Below are 21,029 nucleotides of genomic sequence, written 5' to 3'. Positions count from 1 at the left end.
ATAAGATGAGTAGTGGACACAAAGTTTTGCTGGTGGATGACGATCCGCTGGTTTTAGCGGGCTTCAAGGAAATTTTAGCGCGCGCCGGGTACGTGGTTACCCCGGTATTTTCAGGGCGGGAAGCTCTGGAGAAGATCGAAGCCGAGTCCTTCGACGTCATTCTCACCGATCTGCTCATGCCGCGTGTCAGCGGCCTCGACGTAGTCCGGTTTGCCGCCGAAAAGAACTCCGACGCCGTCGTGATTGTGGTCACGGGCTATGCGTCGGTCCGCTCCGCCGTGGAAGCACTCCGCCTCGGGGCGCACGATTATCTGATCAAGCCGTGTGATGAGCACGAACTGTTATTCCGCGTCAAAATGGGCATCGAGCGCACGCAGCTCCGGCGCGAACTTCGCACCAAGGAACTGGACGCGGAGAAGATGCAGGCCATCGCCCAGACGGCGGTGACGGTGAATGATCAGATCAATACTCCGCTGAATGTCATCCTCAACAGCATCGAGCTGATCCGCCTGAAACTGATGGCGGGCTCGGATGAAGTAGACCAGCCCCTCGATTTCATTGGCCAGGAAGTCGGGAAGATCAAGACGGTGATTCAGCGGCTGGCCAAGATTGTGGATCCGAAGATAAAGGAATATTCCAGCGGTTCGATTTACATGGTGGATGTGGACGGCAGCGACTCCAAGGTTGCCCGGCCGCAGGCTGCCGCGCCGAACAAGATCCGAATTCTGGTGGTGGACGATGAACAGTTCATGGTCCATACGCTCGCCAAGATTCTGGAGACGCTGGGGTATGATGTGGTTTGTGCGTTCGGGGGACGTGAAGCCTACCGCGTGTGCCTTGCGGAAAAGGTGGATCTGGTGGTATCGGATTTGCACATGCCAGATATGAGCGGACTTGAACTATTGACGTCGATCAAAACCCATGACCCGTTAATCCCTGTAATTCTTGTTACAGGCTATGGGATAGATCGTGCCAAGGAGTCCGCAGGCAAGTGGAAGGCGGATGGGTTCCTCGGAAAACCTTTCCGGATTACTGAGCTTCAGAGTCTGATTGAGACCACTCTCGCCGCTCCGCCTTCCGGCTCGTCCCGAGCCGCCGATTCCATGTCTATAGCGGTATCCTCACGAGGAATTGCATGAACGATGACCTTGAGACGGTGAAACCGTCTCCGGCTGCCACAGGACGTGACAATGGTCACATTAAGCCGTGCAGTCGACGACTTCTGGTAGTGGACGACGAAGAGATTATCTGTCAGATCGTCCAGGGCTTTATGGGGGTGGAGGGCTGGGAAGTGGATTCCGTCCGCGATGTGGCGGAAGCCTACCGGGTCCTGCAGGAACAGTCTTACGCTGTGATTCTTTGCGATGTTCACCTGCCGGGCAACAGCACCGAACTGCTCAAGCACATCAAGTGCCAGTGCGGTGCGACCCAGGTGATCATGTTCACCGGTGATCCTACGATCAGCACGGCGCGGGAGGCGCTCCAGCACGGGGCGTACGAATATGTTCCCAAACCCTGCCGCCGCGAGGAGCTGGTGCATATTGTCGCGCGCGCCTACGAAAAATACTCGCTCCTTACAGAGCAGACCCGGCTGACGGCGGAAAACGAAGCTTACCGGCGGCGCCTCGAGGAACTCGTCGAGAAGCGCACGGAGCAGCTCCGTCAGAGTGAATTGCGTTACCGCGCCATTTTCAACCGCGCGGTGGACGCTATTTTTTTGGTGGACGCCGCCACGGGGACGATCTGTGATCACAACATTGCCGCCACGCGGCTGCTCAGTGTGCGCAGTTCGGACCTGATGGACCGCCCGATCCGCGATTTTGTGGACGATCAGATGGCCGACGCGCTGGGTTCGGGAAATGGATCCAAGCCGCGCGAATGGCGCTATGAACACATCAAGTTTTCGGTGAACGGCGGGACCACAAAGACGGCGCAGGTGTCCATCGGTTGCGTGGCCCTCGATGATCAATCCTACTTGCAGATCGTCGCCCGCGACCTGACCGATCAGATCGAACTTCGCGAGCGCACCGAGCTGATGGAGATGGAATTGCTGGCCGAGCAGCGGCTGGCGGCCATCGGCCTCTTAGCCTCGGGCATTGCGCACAATATCAATACTCCTCTGATGGGAATTTATGGCGCGGCGCAGCTTATCAAGCTGAAGCACCCTGAACTGAAAGACCTGAGCGACGTGGACGGAGTCATCACGCAGGTCGAGCGGATCAACGGCATCGTGCGCAACCTGATGTGGAAGAGCCGCCAGGAGCAGGACACGTCGATTCAGGAGATCAACCTGAATCAGCTCCTGCAGGAAGAGCTTCGCTTCCTCGAGGCGGACATGGAGTTCAAGCACAACGTCACCAAGCAATTCACGTTTGCGGACGAAGTGCCGACGATTATGGGCCGCTACAGCGACTTCTCGCAGTCCATCATGAACATCGTGCGGAACGCGCTCGATGCGATGCATGCCTGTGAAGAGAAGCGGCTGGAAGTCAGCACGGTCGTTAAAGACGGCGACATCTGTGTCACCGTACGCGACTTCGGCTGCGGAATCAATCCCGAGAGCCGCGAGAAGATTTTCCTCCCGTTCTACACGACGAAACCGATTGCCGGGCAAAATGACGGCTCTGAGCCGACGGGCACAGGCCTCGGCCTCTCCACGGTGCAGCGGCTCCTGACGCCCTACGGCGTGAAGTTTCTGATTGACAGCGAACTGGGCAAAGGCACAACCTTTACACTGAACATCCCCATCGCCGCCAATTCTTCCCACGAACGCTCGGACTTCACGACCGCCAGAAACTGAACGGCAGATCCTGAGACATGGAAGCCCCGCAATCATTACGATTGCGGGGCTTTTTCATTTTGAATAGTATGCCCGGCGAGTTTACGCTCAAGAAGGGGGCACAGCAAGCCGTGCAACTACGGTCCGATCATATTCCGAAGTAGTTGCGCAGCTCGCTGCGCTCCCGCGTGGTGCCGGCTGGTTTTCGAATGGGAATCCGCGGCCTACACATCCGCCTGCATCACATACTCCCGTACAATTCTGCGGGCAACCTCTTCAGGCGGTTCATCGAATCTCCGTTCGATCCAGACGGCGCGGGTGTCGCGACGAAACCACGTGAGCTGCCGCTTGACGTAATGGCGTACGGCCATCTGGATATCTTCGATCATCGCCTCGCGCGTAATCTCTCCGCGCAGATACGGAAAGACCTCCTGATAGCCGTGAGTGCGCAGCGCATTGCAATTGCTCTCATCCCAACCGGCGTCCATCAAGGCCCGGACCTCCTCCACCAGGCCGTCTTCCACCATTTGCGCGGCGCGGAGGTTCACGCGATCATACGTCTGCGCGCGGTCGGCATGCAGGAAGAACAGCCGGAAAGGCTGCTCGATTGGCTTGGTGGGCAGCGTCTGCAATGCGGAGAGCCGGGTGCCATGCCTACGATAAACCGACAATCCGCGTAACAGGCGGTGATGGTCACGCGGGGCGGTGCGGGCCGCAAGCTCCGGATCGCATTGCTGCAGTTCCGCATACAGGACCTCTTCGCCCCGCTCGGCCAGTTCCTTCCGCAGCGCCACGTAATCGCTTTCGTCTTCGACATCCGCATCATAGAAGCCGTCCATCAGCGCTCTCAAATAGAGCATGGATCCGCCCACCACAAGGGCCACCTTGCCGCGGGCGATAATCTCTTCAGTCCGCCTCCGCCCTTCCCGCGCAAAATCCCCGGCGGTCCAGCGCTCGCGTATGGACTTTTCGTTAATGAAGTGATGGCGCACGCGGGCCAGTTGCTCCGCAGTTGGCTTTGCGGTCCCGATCTCGAGTTCACGGTAGATCTGGCGGGAATCCGCATTAACAATTTCCCCCTTGAGAAACTCCGCAAGGGGGATGGAAACGTCGGTCTTGCCCACCGCCGTGGTTCCGGCCAGAATCAGCAGGCGCGGCATATTACTCGGTTCGTTTGAATCGGCGGTCAAGTTCGGTCAGCTTGATATGAATCACGGTGGGGCGCCCGTGCGGGCAGGTCAGGGGAAATTTGCAGGCAAAGAGTTCATCGACCAGCGAGGTCATTTCTTCGGTGCTCAGCGAGTCTCCCGCGCGGACAGCACTGCGGCAGGCAAACCCCGCGGCCAATGCATCGCGCGGCGCAAAATTGGCGCGGCGGAATTCGGCATATTCTTCGAGCATCGAGTGAATCATGCTCACCTCCGAGGCCCGCTTGAGCCCTGCGGGCACCGCTTCCACGCTGTAGGTCCGCACTCCGAAATCGCGGATCTGAAAGCCGAGGTCGCCCAGATCCTCACGCACTTCACTGAACAACGCGTCCTCTTCCGGCTCCAACTCCAGCAGCAGCGGAAACAGCAGTTGCTGGGAGTTGAACATGCGCTCCTGAAAACTGCGCAGCGCGCGCTCATAGAGGATGCGCTCGTGCGCGGCATGCTGGTCAATAATTGCCACGCCCGAACGGATCTGCGAAATCAGGTACTTGTCGTGCACCTGATAGATGGCAGGACGGAAGAGCGAGTCGGCCATTTCCTTGCGGTCCGCGCCTTCGCTGATCTCCGGTGTGCGCGCCGCCTCGGACGGAGACGCGAACGGCGGAGCCGTGCGGTAGCTGTCTGAAGAAAATGACATCTCGGTTGTGCCTGCGCGGGGAGCCATACCCATGCGGGTGTAATCCACCGGATCTCCGGGGCGGTCCCCCATCGGTTCCTGGGTGAGCACGCTGGGCAGCGCCATTCGCACGGCGCGATACACGGTGCCGTGAATCAGCCGCTCATCGGCGAACTTCACTTCGGTCTTCGCCGGATGCACATTCACGTCCACATCGGGGGCGGGCACGTCGAGGAACAGCGCATAGAACGGCCACTCGCCATCCTCCAACTGCTCGCGCAGCGCGGCTTTGATGGCCGAGTGTATCATCGGGCTCTGAATCGGGCGGCGATTGAGAAAGGTAAATTGATCGCCGCGCGACTTCTTGTTGAGTTCCGGCAGACCCACCACACCCGTCACCCGCATGCCCCCGCCTTCAAAATCCAGCGGCAGAACCTTGGCGGCAAAGCCTGAGCCGAACAAATCCTCCAGCCGCACAATCAACGACGAAGACGGCAGCGTGTATTCGAGATGGCCGTCGTTGTTGAAGCTCCACGCCACTTCCGGGTACGCCAGCGCATAATGTTTGAAGGTTCGTACCAGATGCGCCAGTTCCGTCGCGGCACTCTTCATGAATTTGGCCCGCGCCGGAGTGTTGAAGAAGAGCGAATGAATCGAAATGGAGGTTCCGTGCGGCGCCGCCACGGGCTCCTCGTGCACAATCGTGCCGCCTTCCAGCCGCATCATGGTTCCGCTCGGCTCACCGTCCCGTCGCGTGCGCACTTCGACAAAGCTCACCGATGCCATGGACGGCAGCGCCTCGCCGCGAAAGCCCAGCGTATGGATGTTGAAGATGTCCTCGGGGCTGTGCAGCTTGGACGTCGCGTGGCGCTCGAAGGCCAGGTGCAGGTCTGTGCGCGCCATGCCCACGCCGTCGTCAATCACCTGCACGAGGTCGCGGCCATGTCCTTTGATGAAGATCTGGATGCGCTGCGCGCCGGCATCGAGGGCGTTTTCCACCAATTCCTTCAAAACGGAGGACGCGCGTTCCACCACCTCGCCCGCGGCGATTTGATTGACGACGTTCTCCGGAAGGATGTGGATGTCACCCAACGAGCTTCTCTCCTACGACGCGGCGCACGTCATTCAAGAGCGCGCGTCCGCGCGTCCGCGCGTCTTCGACCTTCTTGCGGTATGCCGGAGCCTGATCGGCAGGCAGCCCGGGCAGATTGATCAGTACATTGGCCGCCGCGCCTTCGAGTCCAGCCAGCAGCATCTCCGCGCCGGTGCCGGCATCCGATACGCAATTCACATTGCCCTTGGATGCGACCTCGGCCGCGTAACCCAAGGCTTCAAGGCACAGAGTCATAGTGGACTCCGGCACCTGAATCGATTCTTCGGTGGCGGCCAGCAGTTCGGCTTGCTTCAGCGCGCGCTCGGCGTCGTCACGCTCGGGCAGCTTGTTGGCCGCGCGGTAACGGTTGAACGCCGCTGTATCATCGTCAATGCGGCCGGTCAGGGCCGCGCGCAATTCTTCGAGTTTGACGCGCATGTCGGTAAAGCGAACGCTGACGTCGGCGTAATTCTTCTTGCCAATCGTCAAGTTTATGACCATCGTCAACAGCGAAGCGCCCAATGTTCCGGCCAGCGCAGCCACGCTGCCGCCGCCGGGAGCCGGAGATTTGGAGGCGACCTGCTCGACAAAACCCATCACCGGTTGATAGACAAGCTTGGCGGGAAATTCTTTGGAAGGTGTATCCATGATGTGCGAGTGTTAGGTGTCCAAGGTGTATTCGATAATCTTCTTCTCGGGATCGAACGGGCGGAAAGATGACAGATCCAGAATGTCATGCACCAGTTGCACCGCCTCGCGTTCGGTTTTGGGGCGCTCGAGCTTGTCGCGCCACACGTAATAGTCCGCCGCCAGCAGAATCGCCTCCAGCGGAATCAGCCCCACCGCTTCGCTGCCGTGAATCTCCACGCCGCGCGAGGCGGCTTCATGCTTGACCTGCTCGAAGGCAATGTGCGGCGCGGTGATGAGGTAGTTGGTCAGGTTCATCGAAATCTGGCAGAACTTATCCTCGTCGAGGTAAACTCCCATGCCCTTCACATTCAGCAGCGGCCCGGGATGAAAGACCTTCTTCCCCGTCGCGGAAAGCAGATCCTCGCCGTTCTTCTCCTTGAACGGCCAGCCCATCTCCCGCACATGCAGCGCGATCTCCTGCGCTACGTCAAGATCGGCGGTCTTGAGGTTGACGTTGTAGGCCACGAGGAAGAACCGCGCGCCGGTAATCACGGTGCCAAAGCTCGGAACGAACTTGGCCGGGCCGAAGTCCGGCGCCCATTCGGGCTGCTTCAGTTTCTCTTCGAGGGCTTCGTATTCTCCCTTGCGCACGTTGGCAAGGTTGGTGCGCTCGGGTCGCGAAGCGGCGGCTTCATAGAGAAATACCGGAATTCCTAATTCATCGGCCACACGCTTGCCGTATTGCCGCGCCAGTTCCGCGCACTCCGCCATGCGAATATCGCGCACGGGCACAAACGGCGCCACGTCCACCGCGCCGCTGCGCGGATGGCTGCCGTGCTGCGTGCGCATATCAATTTCTTCGTAGGCCGCGCGGGTAAGCCGCACGGTGGCTTCCACACAAGCCGCCGGTTCGCCCGCGTAGGTGATCACGCAGCGGTTATAATCCGCATTGGGATCCACGTCGAGCAGTTTGACGCCCGGCACGGTCTTCACCGTATCAGCGACCCGCTGGATTTTCTTCAGATCGCGCCCCTCGGAAATGTTGGGAACGCACTCCACAATGGCTGACATTCTATGCTTCCGTTTGAGTTGCTATGAGACTCGCCCGGCCAGGCGTTCCAGGATCAGGTCCTGCACCGCCCGAACACGCGGCAAAGATATTCTGAAATTGTTGAACATGAACGCGATGGCGTAAATCTCGCCGTTATTTCCGGCAAAATATCCGGCAAGAGCTGATACCCGCGTCATGCTGCCGGTCTTGCCCCGCAGCCTGCCCACATTGTCGCGGCCCAGACGCCCGGAGAGCGTGCCGTCTTCACCCGACACCGAGAGCGTACTCTTGAACGCGTCACCGTAGGCGTGTGTGTGCATCGCGCGCAAAAGCTGAACCAGCGAACGGGCGCTGATCAGATTCTGACGTGCCAGGCCGCAGCCGTCTTCCATCACCACATCCGCGCGGTCAATGCCGCAGCGCCGCAGAAAGTTCAGCGCCGCTTCCGTGCCCGCCTTGCGGTCGCCGACGCCACCCGCTTCCAAGCCCAGCGCCTGCAGCACATACTCCGCCAGATAGTTGTCGCTTTCCTTGTTCATAATCGACATGACGGCGGTCAGCGGCACCGATTGATGTACGAAGAGCACCGCGCCGGGTTCGCCGCCACCATGCGCGTCGCGATCCACCACCACGTCGCCATCGACCTGAATGCCCCGTTTTTCCAGCGCGAGCTTGAAGGCGCGGCCAAAGTACATCGCGGGATCCTGCACGGGAGCCCAGAAGAATTCCGGCGTATGCCGCAGCGGCATTTCGCCCGTAATGATCACCGACGTGTCTTCCGGCAGCACCTGCATCGAGAGCGAACTCACCGTTCCCGGCGCGGTCGTCGCCACCGTGGACTTGATGTGTACCGGCGCGTAAGGCGGATCAATCACAAACGACGCACCCGACCCCACCGACGCGCCCGGCTGCACCGCGACGTGGCACACGTTAGAGTAGAATCCAAAGCCATCCAGCGGCGGTGCGAAACCGCCTTGTACGTCGCCGACTTCCCAGCGCGGAGACGCCGACTCGAGGCGGCATGGCCACGTGCGCAGCACAAGGTTGCCGTTCACGCGGCGCAGACCGTGGGAGATCAGACTGTCCGCCCACGCCCGCAGAATCGGAGCGCCCATGCCGTCGGCAGCCTTGATTTCGCTGATGGGGTCTCCCCCGCCCTGCAGAATCAGATTTCCGATCAGCGTTCCGCCGATCAACGGACCGGAAGCATAGCAGGTTGTGGTAAAGCGGTAATCGGGACCCAGCCGGTCCATCGCCGCCGAAGAGGTCAGCAGTTTGGTGACCGAGGCCGGAGTAAGCAGCCGGTCGGGATCCTTGGCGTAGACCACCGAATCACCGGACAGGGAATAGATTTCCACACTGCACGACGCGCCGTACAGGTCGGATTGCCCGAGCACGCTGTCGGCATAGTTGGCAAATTCACTCGGGGAAACCGCGCCGGTTTCCGCAACGTGGCGCACACGCACCACCCGGCGCGCATAGGCGGAAGGCAAGGCAAAGAGAAGAATCAGAACAGCGAGGAATGCGGCCGAGAGCCTTATCGGAACAACCAATCTAACATCACCAGTTTATAGATGGGTGAAGCCATCGGCATAATGATGCGCGAGAGAATCGAAACTCCCGTCACGCTGCCGATCAGCACCAGCCCCAGCAGCAGCAGTGGACCAAACCGCTCGAACTGCTCATACCCGTGGTTCCATGCCTCCGGAACAATGCCGGCCACGATGCGGGATCCGTCCAACGGAGGAACCGGAATAATGTTGAACACCGCAAGAATGACGTTGATCTGAATCGCCTGAATCATCACATTTAGTGCCACAGACGCTACAGTGGAATCGCCGAACAGGCCTGTCATGAAGAGCAGACGAAGGAGCAAAGCGCACGCCGTGGCCAGCACAATGTTGGACACCGGCCCGGCCACCGCAATCAGCGCCATATCCCGGCGCGGCGAACGAAGGTAGTTGACATCAACCGGCACGGGCTTAGCCCAACCGAAGCCCGCCGCAACCAGCATCACCGATCCGAGCAGGTCGAGATGCGCCAGCGGATTCAGCGTGAGCCGTCCCATGCGCTGCGCCGTGGGATCTCCCAGACGCGACGCGACAAAGGCATGGCTGAACTCATGCAGAGTAAGACCGAAGACAAAACCGGGAACAAGAGTTAAGATATCGGAGAGATTTCGCAAACAGTCAACCGCGGGGATGGAAGGTTCGAATAGTCTCGCGAAGGTAATCGCGATCGAGGTGAGTGTAGATTTCCGTGGTCGAGATCGAGGCGTGGCCCAGCAGTTCCTGCACCACGCGCAGATCCGCGCCGCCTTCTATCAGGTGGGTGGCAAACGTGTGCCGCAGAATATGCGGGTGCACGCGGGTCTTGTCAATCCCGCAGCGGTCGAGGTAGAGGCGCAAGATGCGCCAGAACCCGAAGCGCGTCAGGGGCCGGCCATGCTGATTGAGAAACAGCACGTCCTTCGCTTCAGCGGGCAGCGGCCTGCCGGCGCCGTCGCGGCCTCGGCCCCGAATGTGGTCTCGCCCATGATACAGGTACGCTTTCAGTGCCTCCTGCGCCCGCTCCCCAAGAGGAACAATACGTTCTTTGTCGCCTTTGCCCGTCACGCGCAGCATCTCGTCGTCGAGTTGCACTTGGCGCCGCCGCAGCCCCACCAGTTCCGACACCCGCAGCCCGCAGGAATAGGCCACTTCCATCATGGCACGATCCCGCAGCAAAACGGGATGGTCCCCTTCCGCCGAATCGATCAGCCGGTCCACCTCATCTACAGAGAGAATTCCCGGCAGGTTTTGCGGGAGCTTAGGGCCTTCGACGTTTTCGCAGGGATTGACTCGGGAAGAATCTTCGAGGGCACGCCAGCGGAAGAAACCACGCAGGGAAGAAAGATGCCGGGCCAGCGTACTCGGCTTGGTGCATTCCTCCGTATCCACGTCCACGACCTTCTCGCCCAGATCCCGCAAATACTCTTCTAACAGCAGCCCATTTACCTTGTCAAACGTCAGCGCTTGCTTCCCCAGCCATTCGGCAAACTGCCGCAGATCCCGCTCATAGCTCTCACGGGTGAGCGGCCGCAGATTAGCCTCATACATCATCTGGGAAAGATACGCGCGGACCTCTCGGGCGCCGGGATAATCAGGAGAGGAAGGGGTTCGTGCGGCGTTCTTCACCGACGGTCGTGGCCGGCCCGTGGCCGGAGTAGATGATCGTGTCATCAGGCAGGGTGAGAACTTTCGTACGGAGATTGTCGAGCAGGTCGCGTTCGCTGGAACGCGGGAAGTCGGTGCGGCCAATGCTGCCGCGAAAGATGGTATCGCCCGCGATCAGAAAGCCCGGATGGTAGAACACCAGGGATCCCGGGGTGTGCCCGGGCACATGGAAGATCTGCATCACCTCGTCGCCGATCTTCACGGTATCGCCTTCGTCCAGCGTGCCGTCGGCGTCAGGCGAAATCACTTCGTGATCGGTAAGAATCGAGAGGTTCTCGGCGGCGCTGGTGAGCATGCGGCGGTCCGCCTTGTGAATCAGCAGCGGCACTTCGAAATGAGCCTTGGCCAGAGCGTTTTCCGCAATGTGGTCGAGATGCCCGTGGGTGTTGATGATGTTCTTCAGGGTCAAGCCGCGGCCTTCGATCTCGTCGATCATGATCTCGCTGCCTTCGCCCGGATCAAACCACACGGCCTCCTTCGACACGTCGTCCCAGACGATGATCGTGTTCATCTGGTAATCCCCGACCACCTTGACCAGCACCTTCAGCATGACGCCGACTCGCGCAGCAGATGAAGGTTGGTGCGAACATCCCCTTTGAACACCGATGTCCCCGCCACCAGCATGTCGGCGCCGGCCTCCACCACGCGGGGTGTGGTCACGGTGTCGATGCCGCCGTCCACGGCCAGCTTGAACTCGGCGCGGCCCTCTTTGCGCCATGTGTCGGCGTGGATAATCTTGGAGATCATGGAAGAGATGAATTTCTGCCCGCCAAAGCCGGGATTGACCGTCATCACCAGCAAAATATCGAAACTGCCGAGCAGAGGTTCGAGCAATTCTACCGGGGTGGAAGGATTGATGGCCACGCCCGCCAGCGCGCCCAGCGAGCGAATATGGCTCAGGGTGCGGTGCAGATGCGGGCAGACTTCCTGATGCACCGTAATCGCAGCCGCTCCCGCCTCGCGGTAGGCCTCAAGGGACAGTTCGGGCTTTTCGATCATCAGATGCACGTCCAGTTCGAGCGGCGTGATCGCATGAAGCTGCTTAATCAGCGGCGGCCCGAATGTCAAATTCGGCACAAAATGGCCGTCCATCACGTCACAGTGCAGCAGATCCGCGCCGCCATCGGCGGCCAGCGCCACCTGATCGGCCAGATGCATGAAATCCGCCGCCAGAATAGATGGGGCAATGCGAACGTTCACTCCCGAAGCGCGCCCTGCTGACTGCTGCATACTGCTCGCGGATTTCGCCGCGTCCTCGCTAAGGTTCATGGCTTTCCCGGCTTCGGTGCGGGTGGCGCTTCACTGGCAGCCGGCGCCGGTCCTGTGCCGGGCTTCACTGCCACGACGATGTCCACGGGCGTGTCCCGTCCCACCTCATCGCCGGAGTGCAGAGATTGGGCGATTACCGTGCCGGACGCATACTGGTCTGTTTCCTTGCGCGTGATCTTTCCCATCTTCAGACCGGCCTCGCGCAGCATGGTGCGCGCATCCGCCAGCGGCTTCTCCATCATGTAGGGGACAAAGAAATGCTCGGGCTGCGGCCCCATGGAGATGGTAATCTTCACCACCGTTCCCGGCTCCGCCGTCTTGCCCGGCGTGGGGTCCTGCGAGACCACCGTACCCTTCGGAGTCTTATCGGTGAATTTGTACCTCACATCGGTGTCACCGGAGATCAATCCTACATTGCGCACTCGCAATTGAGCATCGCGCAGATCGAGGCCAACCACGTCCGGAACCTCGCCGCGCATGGCTTCGAGGGCGGGCACGATGTGGATTTTGCGCCCCGGTTTGGCCATTGCGCCCGCGAACGGATGCTGTTCGATGATCGTGCCGGGATCCGCGCCGGTGCCTGCTTTCGCAGGCTCCTCGACGATAGTGAAGCCCACCGATTGCGCGACTCCGCGCGCCTGTCCCGCCGTCAGACCCAGTAGCTTGGGCACAGGCCGTTCGCTGCCCTGCCGCGTGTAGAGCGGCATGAAGATCTTGTCGGTGAGAAAGTACAACAACAAAAATGCAGCCACCACACCCACAGCAATCTGCAGGCGGCGGTTGCTCCAAAGTTTTCCGGCGTTTTTAGAAGGCATAATCAGGAGGACGATGAGAAGCGCCGCATACGAGCCGCGTAAGCCCCGTCGGTGTTATGGATATGGGTAAACGTCTCCACGTCGCCATGTTCACCCACCACCGCCTCGGGTACGAAGCCGCGCGCGTCCTCTTTGTGGAACTCAGGATAGGACCTCAAGAAGGTGTTGACGATCTCGGAGTTCTCGGAGGGTAAGATACTGCACGTCGAGTAGACCAGAATGCCGCCGGGCTTGACGAGTTCCGCGGCGTGCGTGATAATCTCCTGCTGAAGCTTGCGCTGCATGGGCAGATGGTGGCTCTTGCGCCGCCACCTCACATCCGGATGCTTGCGCAGCAGCCCGAGGCCGGAGCACGGAACATCCACCAGCACACGGTCGAAGGGCTCGGCGGAAAACTCGCGCGCATCCGCGGTATGCACTTCGACATTGGTTGCTTCCACACGCTGAATGTTCTCCATGAGCCGGTTCACGCGGTCATCGGAGACATCCACCGCCACGATCTGCCCCTCGCCTTTCATCATCTGATAGATGGCAAGCAGCTTTCCTCCGGGAGCCGCGCACAGATCGAGCACGCGTTCTCCGGGCTGTGGATCCATCAGTTGCACGGCCATGCCCGCGCTCTCGTCCTGCACGGTAATCTGTCCGGCATCCAGCAAAGGCTGAAGCTGGAACAGCGCCGTCGTGGAGAGCCGATAGTAGCCATCGAGTAAGGCCGAGGGTTCATAGCGCAGCGCCCGGGAGCGCAGGAAGCGCACGAACTCATCGTCCGTATAGCGCATACGATTGACCACCACCGTCAGCGGCACGCGCGTATTGTTGGCTTCCAGCACTTTGGCCAGTTCTTCGTTGCCGAAGCGCGTAGCCAGTTCACGTACGATCCAGCGCGGATGGGAATTCAGAAAGGCCAGCTTGCCCAGTTCGTCCGAGCCTTCGGGCGCCTGGTCCCATCGTTCGCGCTCCCGCGCCAATCGGCGCAGGATGGCATTAATCAACCCCGCCGCCGACTTGTTCAGCCGGTTCACCGCGATCTCGACCGTCTGGCTCACGGCCGCATGGTCGGGAATCCGGTCCTGGCAGAAAAGCTGATAGGCGCCCATGCGCAACAAAACCCGGATGAGGGGCTGGGCCCGTCCGTAGTCACCGTGGAAGGCAGGTGCAATCACCGCGTCGAGGCGGCCTCTCCATCTGATCGAACCCCAGAAAAGATCCGCCGCCAGAGCCCGATCACTGCCTCTAAGACCAGAATTAACGAGGTGTCGAGAGATCAGGTCATCCGCAAATTCAGTGTCTCTCTCAAGTTCGGCCAACGCATCGGCCGCTACACCCCTTGACGTTACCGCTACTTGTACAGGGGTAGACATGTGCTTTCCATCCCATTCAAATTATAAATTTTGAATCGAAAACGCAAGGTTCTCGACATATGCGCCCTTGACATTCCAGTAGAATTGCCTTTATTTACACGCAACTTGACAAAAATCAGTTTCCGCGTGCATACCTCTCTTTCCCACCGCCTCCAGTATTCCCTTCTTGTCCTTTTTTCGCTTGTCCTTCGTGCCTTGCCGCGAAAATTTCGCAGTTTTCTCGGAGCAGCCCTCGGACAATGTATTCATTTTCTTGGAATTCGGAGGCACGTCACCGAGGCCAACCTCGCCTCAGCATTTCCAACCCTTCCAAAGAGAGGCATCCGCACCATGTCCTCTCGCGTCTATCGGCACTTTGGCCGGGTCGCTGTCAGCTTTGTCTCCATCCCCGGCCTGTTGAAGGCCGATGTTGGCAAATGGATCTATGTCGAGGGCTTCGATGTTCTCACTAAGACGCTTGAAGGCGGTAAAGGAGGCTTATTTGTCTCCGGTCACCTGGGAAACTGGGAAATCATGGGTGGAATCGTTGCTCGTTGCGGGTTTCCGGTAACGTTTGTTGTGACGACACAGAGCAACAAAATGGTCGAAGAACTGATAGATCGCTACCGCATCAAAGCGGGTGTGGAAATTATCAAGCGTCGCGACGCCGTGCGCGGGGTTCTGTCGGCACTCAAACGCAACCGGCTTGTGGCGATTTTGATTGATCAGGACGCCCATGAAGACGGTGCCTTCGTCCCCTTCTTCGGCAAGCTGGCTTCCACCCCTCGCGGTCCCGCCGTCTTTCACCTGCGCACAGGTTCGCCTCTCATATTCGCCCACAGCATTCGCCTGCCGGGCGACCGCTACCGCATCCGGCTCACGCCGGTAAACACTCACGGCCTCGACGACGCGGACACAGTAACCGCCCACCTGACCACTATGCTCGAACAAGCCGTTCGGGAGACGCCTGAACAATGGCTATGGATGCACCGCCGATGGAAGACCCGCAAAGCATCCTGATCATCGACACGGCCTGGCTCGGCGATGCTGTGCTCACGACATCCCTCGTGGGCTCGGTTAAAACGCACTGGCCTGCCGCAAAGTTGCATGTCCTCGTGTCCCCCCGCGGCCAGGCGGTTTTGAGCGGACACCCTATGATAGACAATTTGTGGGTCTTTGACAAGCGCGGAAAGGACCGCGGACTTTTTGGTCTGCTGCGTCTGGCGTCAGGGCTGCGGCAAGTCGGCTTTAACTTGATCTTGAATGCTCATCCTTCCTTTCGCAGCCGCATCTTAACATGCCTCACTGGAGCGCCCGAGCGCGTCGGGTACAGCGGCTTCGGCGCAAATTGGTGCTTTACGAAGCATATTGCTTACGATCCAGCGGCTGAACCCGATCACATCGGGAGGCGTAATGCCCTCTTGCAGCTCGTTACCGGGCCGTGGCCCGCAGAGCCACCCTTTGTGCCTGTCTTGCCGGAAAGCGCAGCGTGGAGCGCGGATTTCCTGCATCGGCACCAAGCGATGGGCAAGCCGCTATTGGGGCTGATTCCCGGCACAGCATGGGAGACCAAGCGCTGGCCACTGGAGAGCTACTCTGAACTGGCCGCGCACTGGATTCAGGAGCGCGACGGTGCAGTGCTTGTCTTTGGCGGGACCGCAGAGCGCGATATGGTAACCGGCCTGTGCCAGTTCAATCTCCAGCGCATCATCCCGGTCATCCAGGAACCCTTGCCCAATGTGGCTGCTCTGCTTCATGCCTGTACGTCCGTCGTCGGCGGCGACACCGGCGTGATGTTTCTGGCGGCGGCGGTTCAGAAGCCGCAGGTCTTGGCGTTGCACGGCTGCACACAGCGCAATCATCCCTTTATCCCTCCCAGCCGCGCGATAACCGCCGGCGTCCCCTGCTGCATTGACCGCGCCGGCCACGGTGCGCACCGCTGCAAATGGCAGGAAGGTTATTCGTGGTGTATGTCCCAAATCCCCGTTGAGCGCGTATGGAACGCACTTGAAGAAAACGCTGAAATGCTGAAAATCTGAAACGCTGAAAGGAAGATCAACTCCTCCCCTTGTGATACCTGTTTTTGCTTGCCGTTTTTGCTTTTTGCTTTACTCACATTGGGAGCGCTATGAGACCGTTCCGCCGCTTGCTTGGCGTACTGATCGCTCTTGCTTTCGCACTGACACTGGCTCATGCTCAAGGTCAGTTGTCCGGAACCGTGAAGGACCGCGAGACCGGATTGCCGCTGACCGCCTGTGCCGTATCCTCCGGCAGCTATGGCACCACTACGGACAGCCTTGGCCGCTACGCGTTAACACTCCCCTTCGGCAGTTTGGATGTCACTTTCCGCTACGTGGGCTACGTTCCCCTCACCCGCCGCATTTCTCTCACAGATCGCCACCCCACCGCCCGTCTCGATATTCGTCTGGCCTCCAGCGTGCTCACCATGCGGGAAGTCACGGTCGAACAGTCCCAGCCCGATGAAACCCCTACCGTGCAGAAGATGGAGCCCACGGATGTGCGCAACATGCCCACCGTCTACAACGATGTGCTGCGCAGCATCCAGATTCTCCCCGGAGCCTCCGCCAACAACGAACTCTCCAGCGCCTACAATGTGCGCGGCGGCAACTACGATGAGAATCTGATCTATCTCAACGGCTATGAGATCAACCGCCCCTATCTGCTGCGGCAAGGTGTGGAAGAGAGTCAGTCGCTGCTCAATTCCGATATGACCGACCGCCTCAATTTCTACGGCGGCGCCTTTCCGGCAACCCTTGGCGACAAAATGTCCTCCGCGCTCGAAGTGGACTACGTGCGGGAGCATCCCCGGGGCTTGGGCGGCGTACTGCGCGCTGATCTTTTGGGGCAGGGATTGACCCTTCATCAACATGCGGGCAAGCTCGACTGGAGCATCGGCGGGCGCTATTCCAATCCCAATCTGCTGGTGAGCAGTCTGCAAACCAGCGGCACCTATCGCCCGAGTTTTCTCGATGGACAACTGTTCGCGAACTATCTGCTCCCCGGCCGCAGCCGCGTGGAGCTGTTTGCGCTCAGCGCGTCCAACCGCTTCGATCTCATCCCCAAAGAGTGGGAAGGCAACTTTACCGGGATCAACTATCAGGATGTGCGCGCCGTAGACATCGTCTATCGTGGGCAACGCAGCTACACATGGCGCAGTTCCCTTGCCGGGCTGAAATACGAGAAAGTCTTTGGCCCGCGTACCCGGTTATCGCTGGCCGGAGCCTACCTGTACAGCACCGAAGCGGAGAACACCGATCTTTCCGCCGATGTGTTCTATAATCCGTATGCCTGGGAGCACGGCGCCGGATATTATCTTAAGAGCCGCATCGAGCGCAACCACAACCGCCTCGCGCTGAATACTCTCCAATTCCTGCCTGCGCTGCATCACACCGCCGGCGCGCATTCGTTGGTCGCCGGACTGGATCTGCGGGCAGTGACTATGCAGAGCCATATCAACGAGTTTTTGCAGGACTACGGAGACAGCACCGTGCAGGACTCTCCCGTCACTGCTCTGAGCAACCACTCGCCCAAGCTGAATTCCGGCTCGGCCTATGTGCAGGATGTGATCGCCCTTGCGCCCTATCTGCGGCTCGATCTTGGATTGCGCGCGACGCGTTACGGCTACACGAAGGAGACCCTGATTAGCCCGCGCGGCGGCATCTACTTCAATCCTACCGCCTCCAGCACTCTGAGTCTTGCCGCCGGAGTCTATTATCAGCCGCCATTCTACTATGAACTCAGCCGCCTGCCGGATACCGTCCGGACGCTCAAATCCCAGCGGGCCATTCACCTTCTGGCAGGCTGGGAGCATCAGACCGAGCGCGGTCTCGTGGTGCGCACCGAAGTGTTCTACAAAAAGCTCGACAACCTGATTCCCTACACTCTCGACGGGCTGCGGATTCTGTACACCGATCAGAACAGCGCCCGCGGCTATGCCTACGGCACCGACATTCTGCTGCATGGCGAGCTGACTCAGCATCTCAACAGTTGGATCAGCTACGGCTTCCTGAATACCAAAGAGCGCGACGCGGCAGCCGGTTCGCAATACCGCCGCCGTCTGCTTGATCAGACGCACACTCTGCGGCTCTTTTTGCAGGACCAGATGCCCGAGCATCCCAATGTGCAGGTGCACAATCGCATGCTGTTCGGCAGCGGTTATCTGTATCATCCGCAGATCATGACGCAGGATGCTGCCGGGCACACGGTTGCGGTTACCGACTACACTCAAACCCGCACCTTCCCCATGTATTTCCGCGCCGATGTCGGCTTTTCGATCCGCTGGAAGTCTGTCAAGCATGGGGAAACCATTCTCATTGTCGAAGTGCTCAACGCCTTTAACCGCGCCAACGTCTCAGGCTTCTCCTTCTTCCCCATCTTTCCCAGTGACCCCGCCCCTCAAAAGATCCCCGAAGTTCTTTCTGGCCGCTTTTTCAACTTCGGCGTCGAGTACCATCTGAACTAACCCGCACCACCCCGCCCCCATCGCCGCGCGGGGTGTCCCTACCCCGCGTACGCCTTACTTCCGGCGGCCTCCCGGTCGCCTCTTCATCGCCACCCCACCGACACTCGCTGAGCCGGGTTGAGCCGAAAGACATGCACACCCACACCACATCCACAACCCGGCCGAAACCTATTTCAACTTTCCCATTTCATTCTTATCTTAAGAAAAGCACCTAAAAGCAAAGACCATGCGCTCCTTCCTGATCCTTCTGCTAATTGCCACCGCCACTCTCGCCGGCACTCCGCTGCCGCAGACAGCTTTCTTCGTCCAAAATGAAGGCCAATGGGACGGCGCGTTCTCTTTCAAGTACGACGCCCCCGGCGCCACCTACTTCCTAACCGAAAGCGGCATGACGCTGGACCTGCATTCCCCCGAGCCCCGCACCGCCCCCGACCAACTTTGTCATCCTGAACGCAGTGAAGGACCTCGGGCGAGAGAAGTCCGCGGCCACGTCCTCCGCCTGTCCTATGTGAGCGCCAACCCTACCCCCCACTTAACCGGCGAAGACAAACTCCCCAGCTACAGCAACTACTTCCTGTCCAAGGATAGCTGTAAGTGGCGATCCCGTGTGGGCCACTACCGCAGCGTTACCGCCAAAGACGTCTGGTTGGGAATAGACGTTCAATACCGCATTGCCTCCCAAGGGGTAGAGACCGTCTACCATGTCCGCCCCGGTACCGATCCCTCTTTGATACAACTGCGTTACGAAGGGCAGGATGCCCCAATTGCCGTAGATGCCAACGGCCGTTTGCTCTTGTCTACTTCACTGGGTCTGGTCACAGAGGCGGCTCCCTTTGCCTATCAGAACATCAACCACACCCAAATCGAAATCCCCTGCCGCTATGAACTGACGGCAGAAGGCGGCTACCGCTTCGTCTTAGGCCCGTATGATGCGACATACGAGGTGGTGATTGATCCTCTGGTGTATTGCAGCTACTGGGGCGGCAATTCACCTGATGAGGTTTACGCGTTCATCGAGGATCAGCAGCAGCAGAAACTGGCGACAGGGGTGACTTTAGGCGAAGCCTACTTTCCGCTGACTCCGGGAGCCTATTGTGACTCGGCCAACGGTTGGGTAGGATTCCTATCCAAGTTCACGCCGGGATGTGATACGCTGCGTTTCTCTACCTATCTGCTGGGCACGGGTCCTGCTCCTTTATGTTTGGCGGCGGATGCACACGGTGCGGTCTACATCGCGGGCAGAACCTTTGGCGAGTTGCCGCTGACACGCGATGCTTTTGATACCACATGTTCCTTCAGCGAAGGTGAAGGGTATATTGCACGATTATCCGCTGACGGGGCCACCTTGGAGTTCAGCTCCTACTTAGGTGGATCAGGGATGGACGAAGTGCACGACATTACTACGGACTCTTCGGGCCTCGTTTATCTTTCGGGCGAAACACAATCCCCGGATTTTGTTGTGACCACCAACGCTCTTTTCCCACAGATGAACGGGCTTATGAACGGATTCCTTGCGGTGTTCGATCCGCAAACCTCCGCCCTGAACTACTCCACCTTCTTTCCCGCGCATATTATAGATCAAGTCTGCCTCACCGTGGGCGGCGTACAAGAAGTGTGGTTATCGGGTGAGGTGTGGGGTGCAGGCTTGCCCACCACTGCGGACGCTCTCCAAGCGGAATTGCATGGCTCAAATGACGGTTTCTTCGCGCACATCAATCTCCAAGCCGATTCTCTCCTGTACTGTTCCTATCTCGGCGGCACGCTCCCGAATAATCCTGGCCACACGGAAGACGCGGCTGCAGGTGTGATTCCCTTGGGACGGGATACCGTTCTTCTGTGGGGAGGGACACGCACTCCCGACTTTCCTGTCACGCCGGATGCCTTTGACACTGTTTCCTCCTCATGGGGTAAGGTCTTCTTGACTCAGTTGGCATTACCTGCAACAATCATAGAATCTACACTGCTGGGTGGCGATGGTGCCGTCGTAAAAGACATCGCCCGCGACGAGTACGGCTCATTCGTTATTTGCGGCAAGCCGCGTGACCGCAGTTTTCCATTAACATACAACGCCGACGACACCACTTTCCATTCAATGTACTTGAGCCGTCTGAGTTCGGACTTGCGACGTCTCGAGTACAGCACGTTTCTGGCAGGGGGAAATGACCTCAACAACGACTACATCGCGGGCTTTGTGTACGAAAGTCGACGTGCGGTGTGGTTGGGCGGAAGCACGATGTGGGATCAGTTGCCTGTTACGCCTGACGCGCTCGTGCCGCAGTATCAGGGCTTTGGCTGGGAAGGATTCATGTTTTGCTATGCCTCGCCTGAAGACACGAGCGATGTAGCGTTAGGGGGTAGGACAATGCCACAATCCTTCAGCCTTTCTTGCTTCCCCAATCCCTTCAACCCCACCACCACGCTATCCTTCACGCTGCCTGCATCCTCCGAGGTCAAGCTGGAGGTCTTCGACGTGTTAGGCCGCAGTGTCTATCAGCAAAACTTGGGACGGCTGACTGCCGGAGAGCAT

Annotated in this window: 17 protein-coding genes; 6 read left to right on the top strand and 11 right to left on the bottom strand. The window is 59.3% G+C overall.

What is annotated here, in order from left to right; all coding sequences use genetic code 11:
* The first annotated feature begins 5 nt into the window (after nt 1-5).
* On the top strand, nt 6-1,139 hold the full coding sequence (locus tag VGL38_12025; protein ID HEY3296156.1) for a response regulator: 1,134 nt from the start codon (nt 6-8) through the stop codon (nt 1,137-1,139).
* Nucleotides 1,136-2,800, top strand: coding sequence for an ATP-binding protein (locus tag VGL38_12020; protein ID HEY3296155.1), 1,665 nt, complete (start codon nt 1,136-1,138; stop codon nt 2,798-2,800). The genes VGL38_12025 and VGL38_12020 overlap by 4 nt, the downstream gene beginning before the upstream one ends.
* A 203-nt stretch (nt 2,801-3,003) precedes the next feature.
* Here the strand turns inward: VGL38_12020 and miaA are convergent, their stop codons facing one another.
* The 11 genes from miaA to rsmB are packed head-to-tail and all read right to left on the bottom strand — an operon-like array spanning nt 3,004 to nt 14,040.
* Nucleotides 3,004-3,939 carry a tRNA (adenosine(37)-N6)-dimethylallyltransferase MiaA gene (gene miaA / locus VGL38_12015; protein HEY3296154.1) on the bottom strand — a complete coding sequence of 312 codons (936 nt, stop codon included), beginning with the start codon at nt 3,937-3,939 and terminating at the stop codon, nt 3,004-3,006.
* Between the two features lies 1 nt (nt 3,940).
* Nucleotides 3,941-5,698: a DNA mismatch repair endonuclease MutL gene (mutL, locus tag VGL38_12010; GenBank protein HEY3296153.1), complete on the bottom strand. Its 1,758-nt coding sequence runs from the start codon at nt 5,696-5,698 to the stop codon at nt 3,941-3,943.
* Entirely contained in the window at nt 5,691-6,347 is a 657-nt protein-coding gene (locus tag VGL38_12005) for a cyclodeaminase/cyclohydrolase family protein (GenBank protein ID HEY3296152.1), read from the bottom strand. The genes mutL and VGL38_12005 overlap by 8 nt, the downstream gene beginning before the upstream one ends.
* Nucleotides 6,348-6,359: 12 nt before the next feature.
* On the bottom strand, nt 6,360-7,400 hold the full coding sequence (gene ftcD, locus VGL38_12000; protein ID HEY3296151.1) for a glutamate formimidoyltransferase: 1,041 nt from the start codon (nt 7,398-7,400) through the stop codon (nt 6,360-6,362).
* Nucleotides 7,401-7,421: 21 nt separating this feature from the next.
* Nucleotides 7,422-8,933, bottom strand: coding sequence for a D-alanyl-D-alanine carboxypeptidase/D-alanyl-D-alanine-endopeptidase (gene dacB / locus VGL38_11995; GenBank protein HEY3296150.1), 1,512 nt, complete (start codon nt 8,931-8,933; stop codon nt 7,422-7,424).
* A complete protein-coding gene (locus tag VGL38_11990; protein HEY3296149.1) occupies nt 8,918-9,565 on the bottom strand; it encodes a site-2 protease family protein in 648 nt (215 codons plus the stop codon). The genes dacB and VGL38_11990 overlap by 16 nt, the downstream gene beginning before the upstream one ends.
* Before the next feature lie 4 nt (nt 9,566-9,569).
* Nucleotides 9,570-10,601 (bottom strand): site-specific tyrosine recombinase, encoded by a 1,032-nt coding sequence (locus VGL38_11985; GenBank protein HEY3296148.1) that lies wholly within the window; start codon nt 10,599-10,601, stop codon nt 9,570-9,572.
* Nucleotides 10,522-11,145, bottom strand: coding sequence for an MBL fold metallo-hydrolase (locus VGL38_11980; protein ID HEY3296147.1), 624 nt, complete (start codon nt 11,143-11,145; stop codon nt 10,522-10,524). Before VGL38_11980 ends, VGL38_11985 begins: the two co-directional genes overlap by 80 nt.
* Nucleotides 11,139-11,864 (bottom strand): ribulose-phosphate 3-epimerase, encoded by a 726-nt coding sequence (gene rpe / locus VGL38_11975; GenBank protein HEY3296146.1) that lies wholly within the window; start codon nt 11,862-11,864, stop codon nt 11,139-11,141. Before rpe ends, VGL38_11980 begins: the two co-directional genes overlap by 7 nt.
* Entirely contained in the window at nt 11,861-12,679 is an 819-nt protein-coding gene (locus tag VGL38_11970; protein ID HEY3296145.1) for a PASTA domain-containing protein, read from the bottom strand. Before VGL38_11970 ends, rpe begins: the two co-directional genes overlap by 4 nt.
* Nucleotides 12,680-12,681: 2 nt before the next feature.
* Entirely contained in the window at nt 12,682-14,040 is a 1,359-nt protein-coding gene (gene rsmB, locus VGL38_11965; protein HEY3296144.1) for a 16S rRNA (cytosine(967)-C(5))-methyltransferase RsmB, read from the bottom strand.
* Nucleotides 14,041-14,070: 30 nt separating this feature from the next.
* On the opposite strand from rsmB, the gene VGL38_11960 reads away from it, so the two are divergent.
* The 4 genes from VGL38_11960 to VGL38_11945 form a co-directional block, all read left to right on the top strand.
* Nucleotides 14,071-15,039 (top strand): lysophospholipid acyltransferase family protein, encoded by a 969-nt coding sequence (locus tag VGL38_11960; protein ID HEY3296143.1) that lies wholly within the window; start codon nt 14,071-14,073, stop codon nt 15,037-15,039.
* Nucleotides 14,994-16,058, top strand: a complete 1,065-nt coding sequence (locus VGL38_11955) for a glycosyltransferase family 9 protein (GenBank protein HEY3296142.1) — start codon at nt 14,994-14,996, stop codon at nt 16,056-16,058. Before VGL38_11960 ends, VGL38_11955 begins: the two co-directional genes overlap by 46 nt.
* Nucleotides 16,059-16,147: 89 nt before the next feature.
* The gene (locus tag VGL38_11950) at nt 16,148-18,502 is read left to right on the top strand and encodes a TonB-dependent receptor (GenBank protein HEY3296141.1); all 2,355 of its coding nucleotides are present in this window, start codon (nt 16,148-16,150) and stop codon (nt 18,500-18,502) included.
* A gap of 226 nt (nt 18,503-18,728) precedes the next feature.
* A partial coding sequence (locus VGL38_11945) for a hypothetical protein (protein ID HEY3296140.1) occupies nt 18,729-21,029 on the top strand: 2,301 nt, incomplete at its 3' end.

It is taken from the genome of bacterium, from assembly GCA_036504735.1.
GTDB lineage: Bacteria > Electryoneota > RPQS01 > RPQS01 > RPQS01 > DASXUQ01.
This window is presented reverse-complemented; position numbering and strand designations above follow the sequence as displayed.

Bases quoted from the DNA above. Each gene is read 5' to 3' on its own strand.
- VGL38_12025 (HEY3296156.1), top strand. From the start codon at position 6: ATGAGTAGTGGACACAAAGTTTTGCTGGTGGATGACGATCCGCTGGTT.
- VGL38_12020 (HEY3296155.1), top strand. From the start codon at position 1,136: ATGAACGATGACCTTGAGACGGTGAAACCGTCTCCGGCTGCCACAGGA.
- miaA (HEY3296154.1), bottom strand. From the start codon at position 3,939: ATGCCGCGCCTGCTGATTCTGGCCGGAACCACGGCGGTGGGCAAGACC.
- VGL38_12005 (HEY3296152.1), bottom strand. From the start codon at position 6,347: ATGGATACACCTTCCAAAGAATTTCCCGCCAAGCTTGTCTATCAACCG.
- ftcD (HEY3296151.1), bottom strand. From the start codon at position 7,400: ATGTCAGCCATTGTGGAGTGCGTTCCCAACATTTCCGAGGGGCGCGAT.
- VGL38_11985 (HEY3296148.1), bottom strand. From the start codon at position 10,601: ATGACACGATCATCTACTCCGGCCACGGGCCGGCCACGACCGTCGGTG.
- VGL38_11980 (HEY3296147.1), bottom strand. From the start codon at position 11,145: ATGCTGAAGGTGCTGGTCAAGGTGGTCGGGGATTACCAGATGAACACG.
- rpe (HEY3296146.1), bottom strand. From the start codon at position 11,864: ATGAACCTTAGCGAGGACGCGGCGAAATCCGCGAGCAGTATGCAGCAG.
- VGL38_11970 (HEY3296145.1), bottom strand. From the start codon at position 12,679: ATGCCTTCTAAAAACGCCGGAAAACTTTGGAGCAACCGCCGCCTGCAG.
- rsmB (HEY3296144.1), bottom strand. From the start codon at position 14,040: ATGTCTACCCCTGTACAAGTAGCGGTAACGTCAAGGGGTGTAGCGGCC.
- VGL38_11955 (HEY3296142.1), top strand. From the start codon at position 14,994: ATGGCTATGGATGCACCGCCGATGGAAGACCCGCAAAGCATCCTGATC.
- VGL38_11950 (HEY3296141.1), top strand. From the start codon at position 16,148: ATGAGACCGTTCCGCCGCTTGCTTGGCGTACTGATCGCTCTTGCTTTC.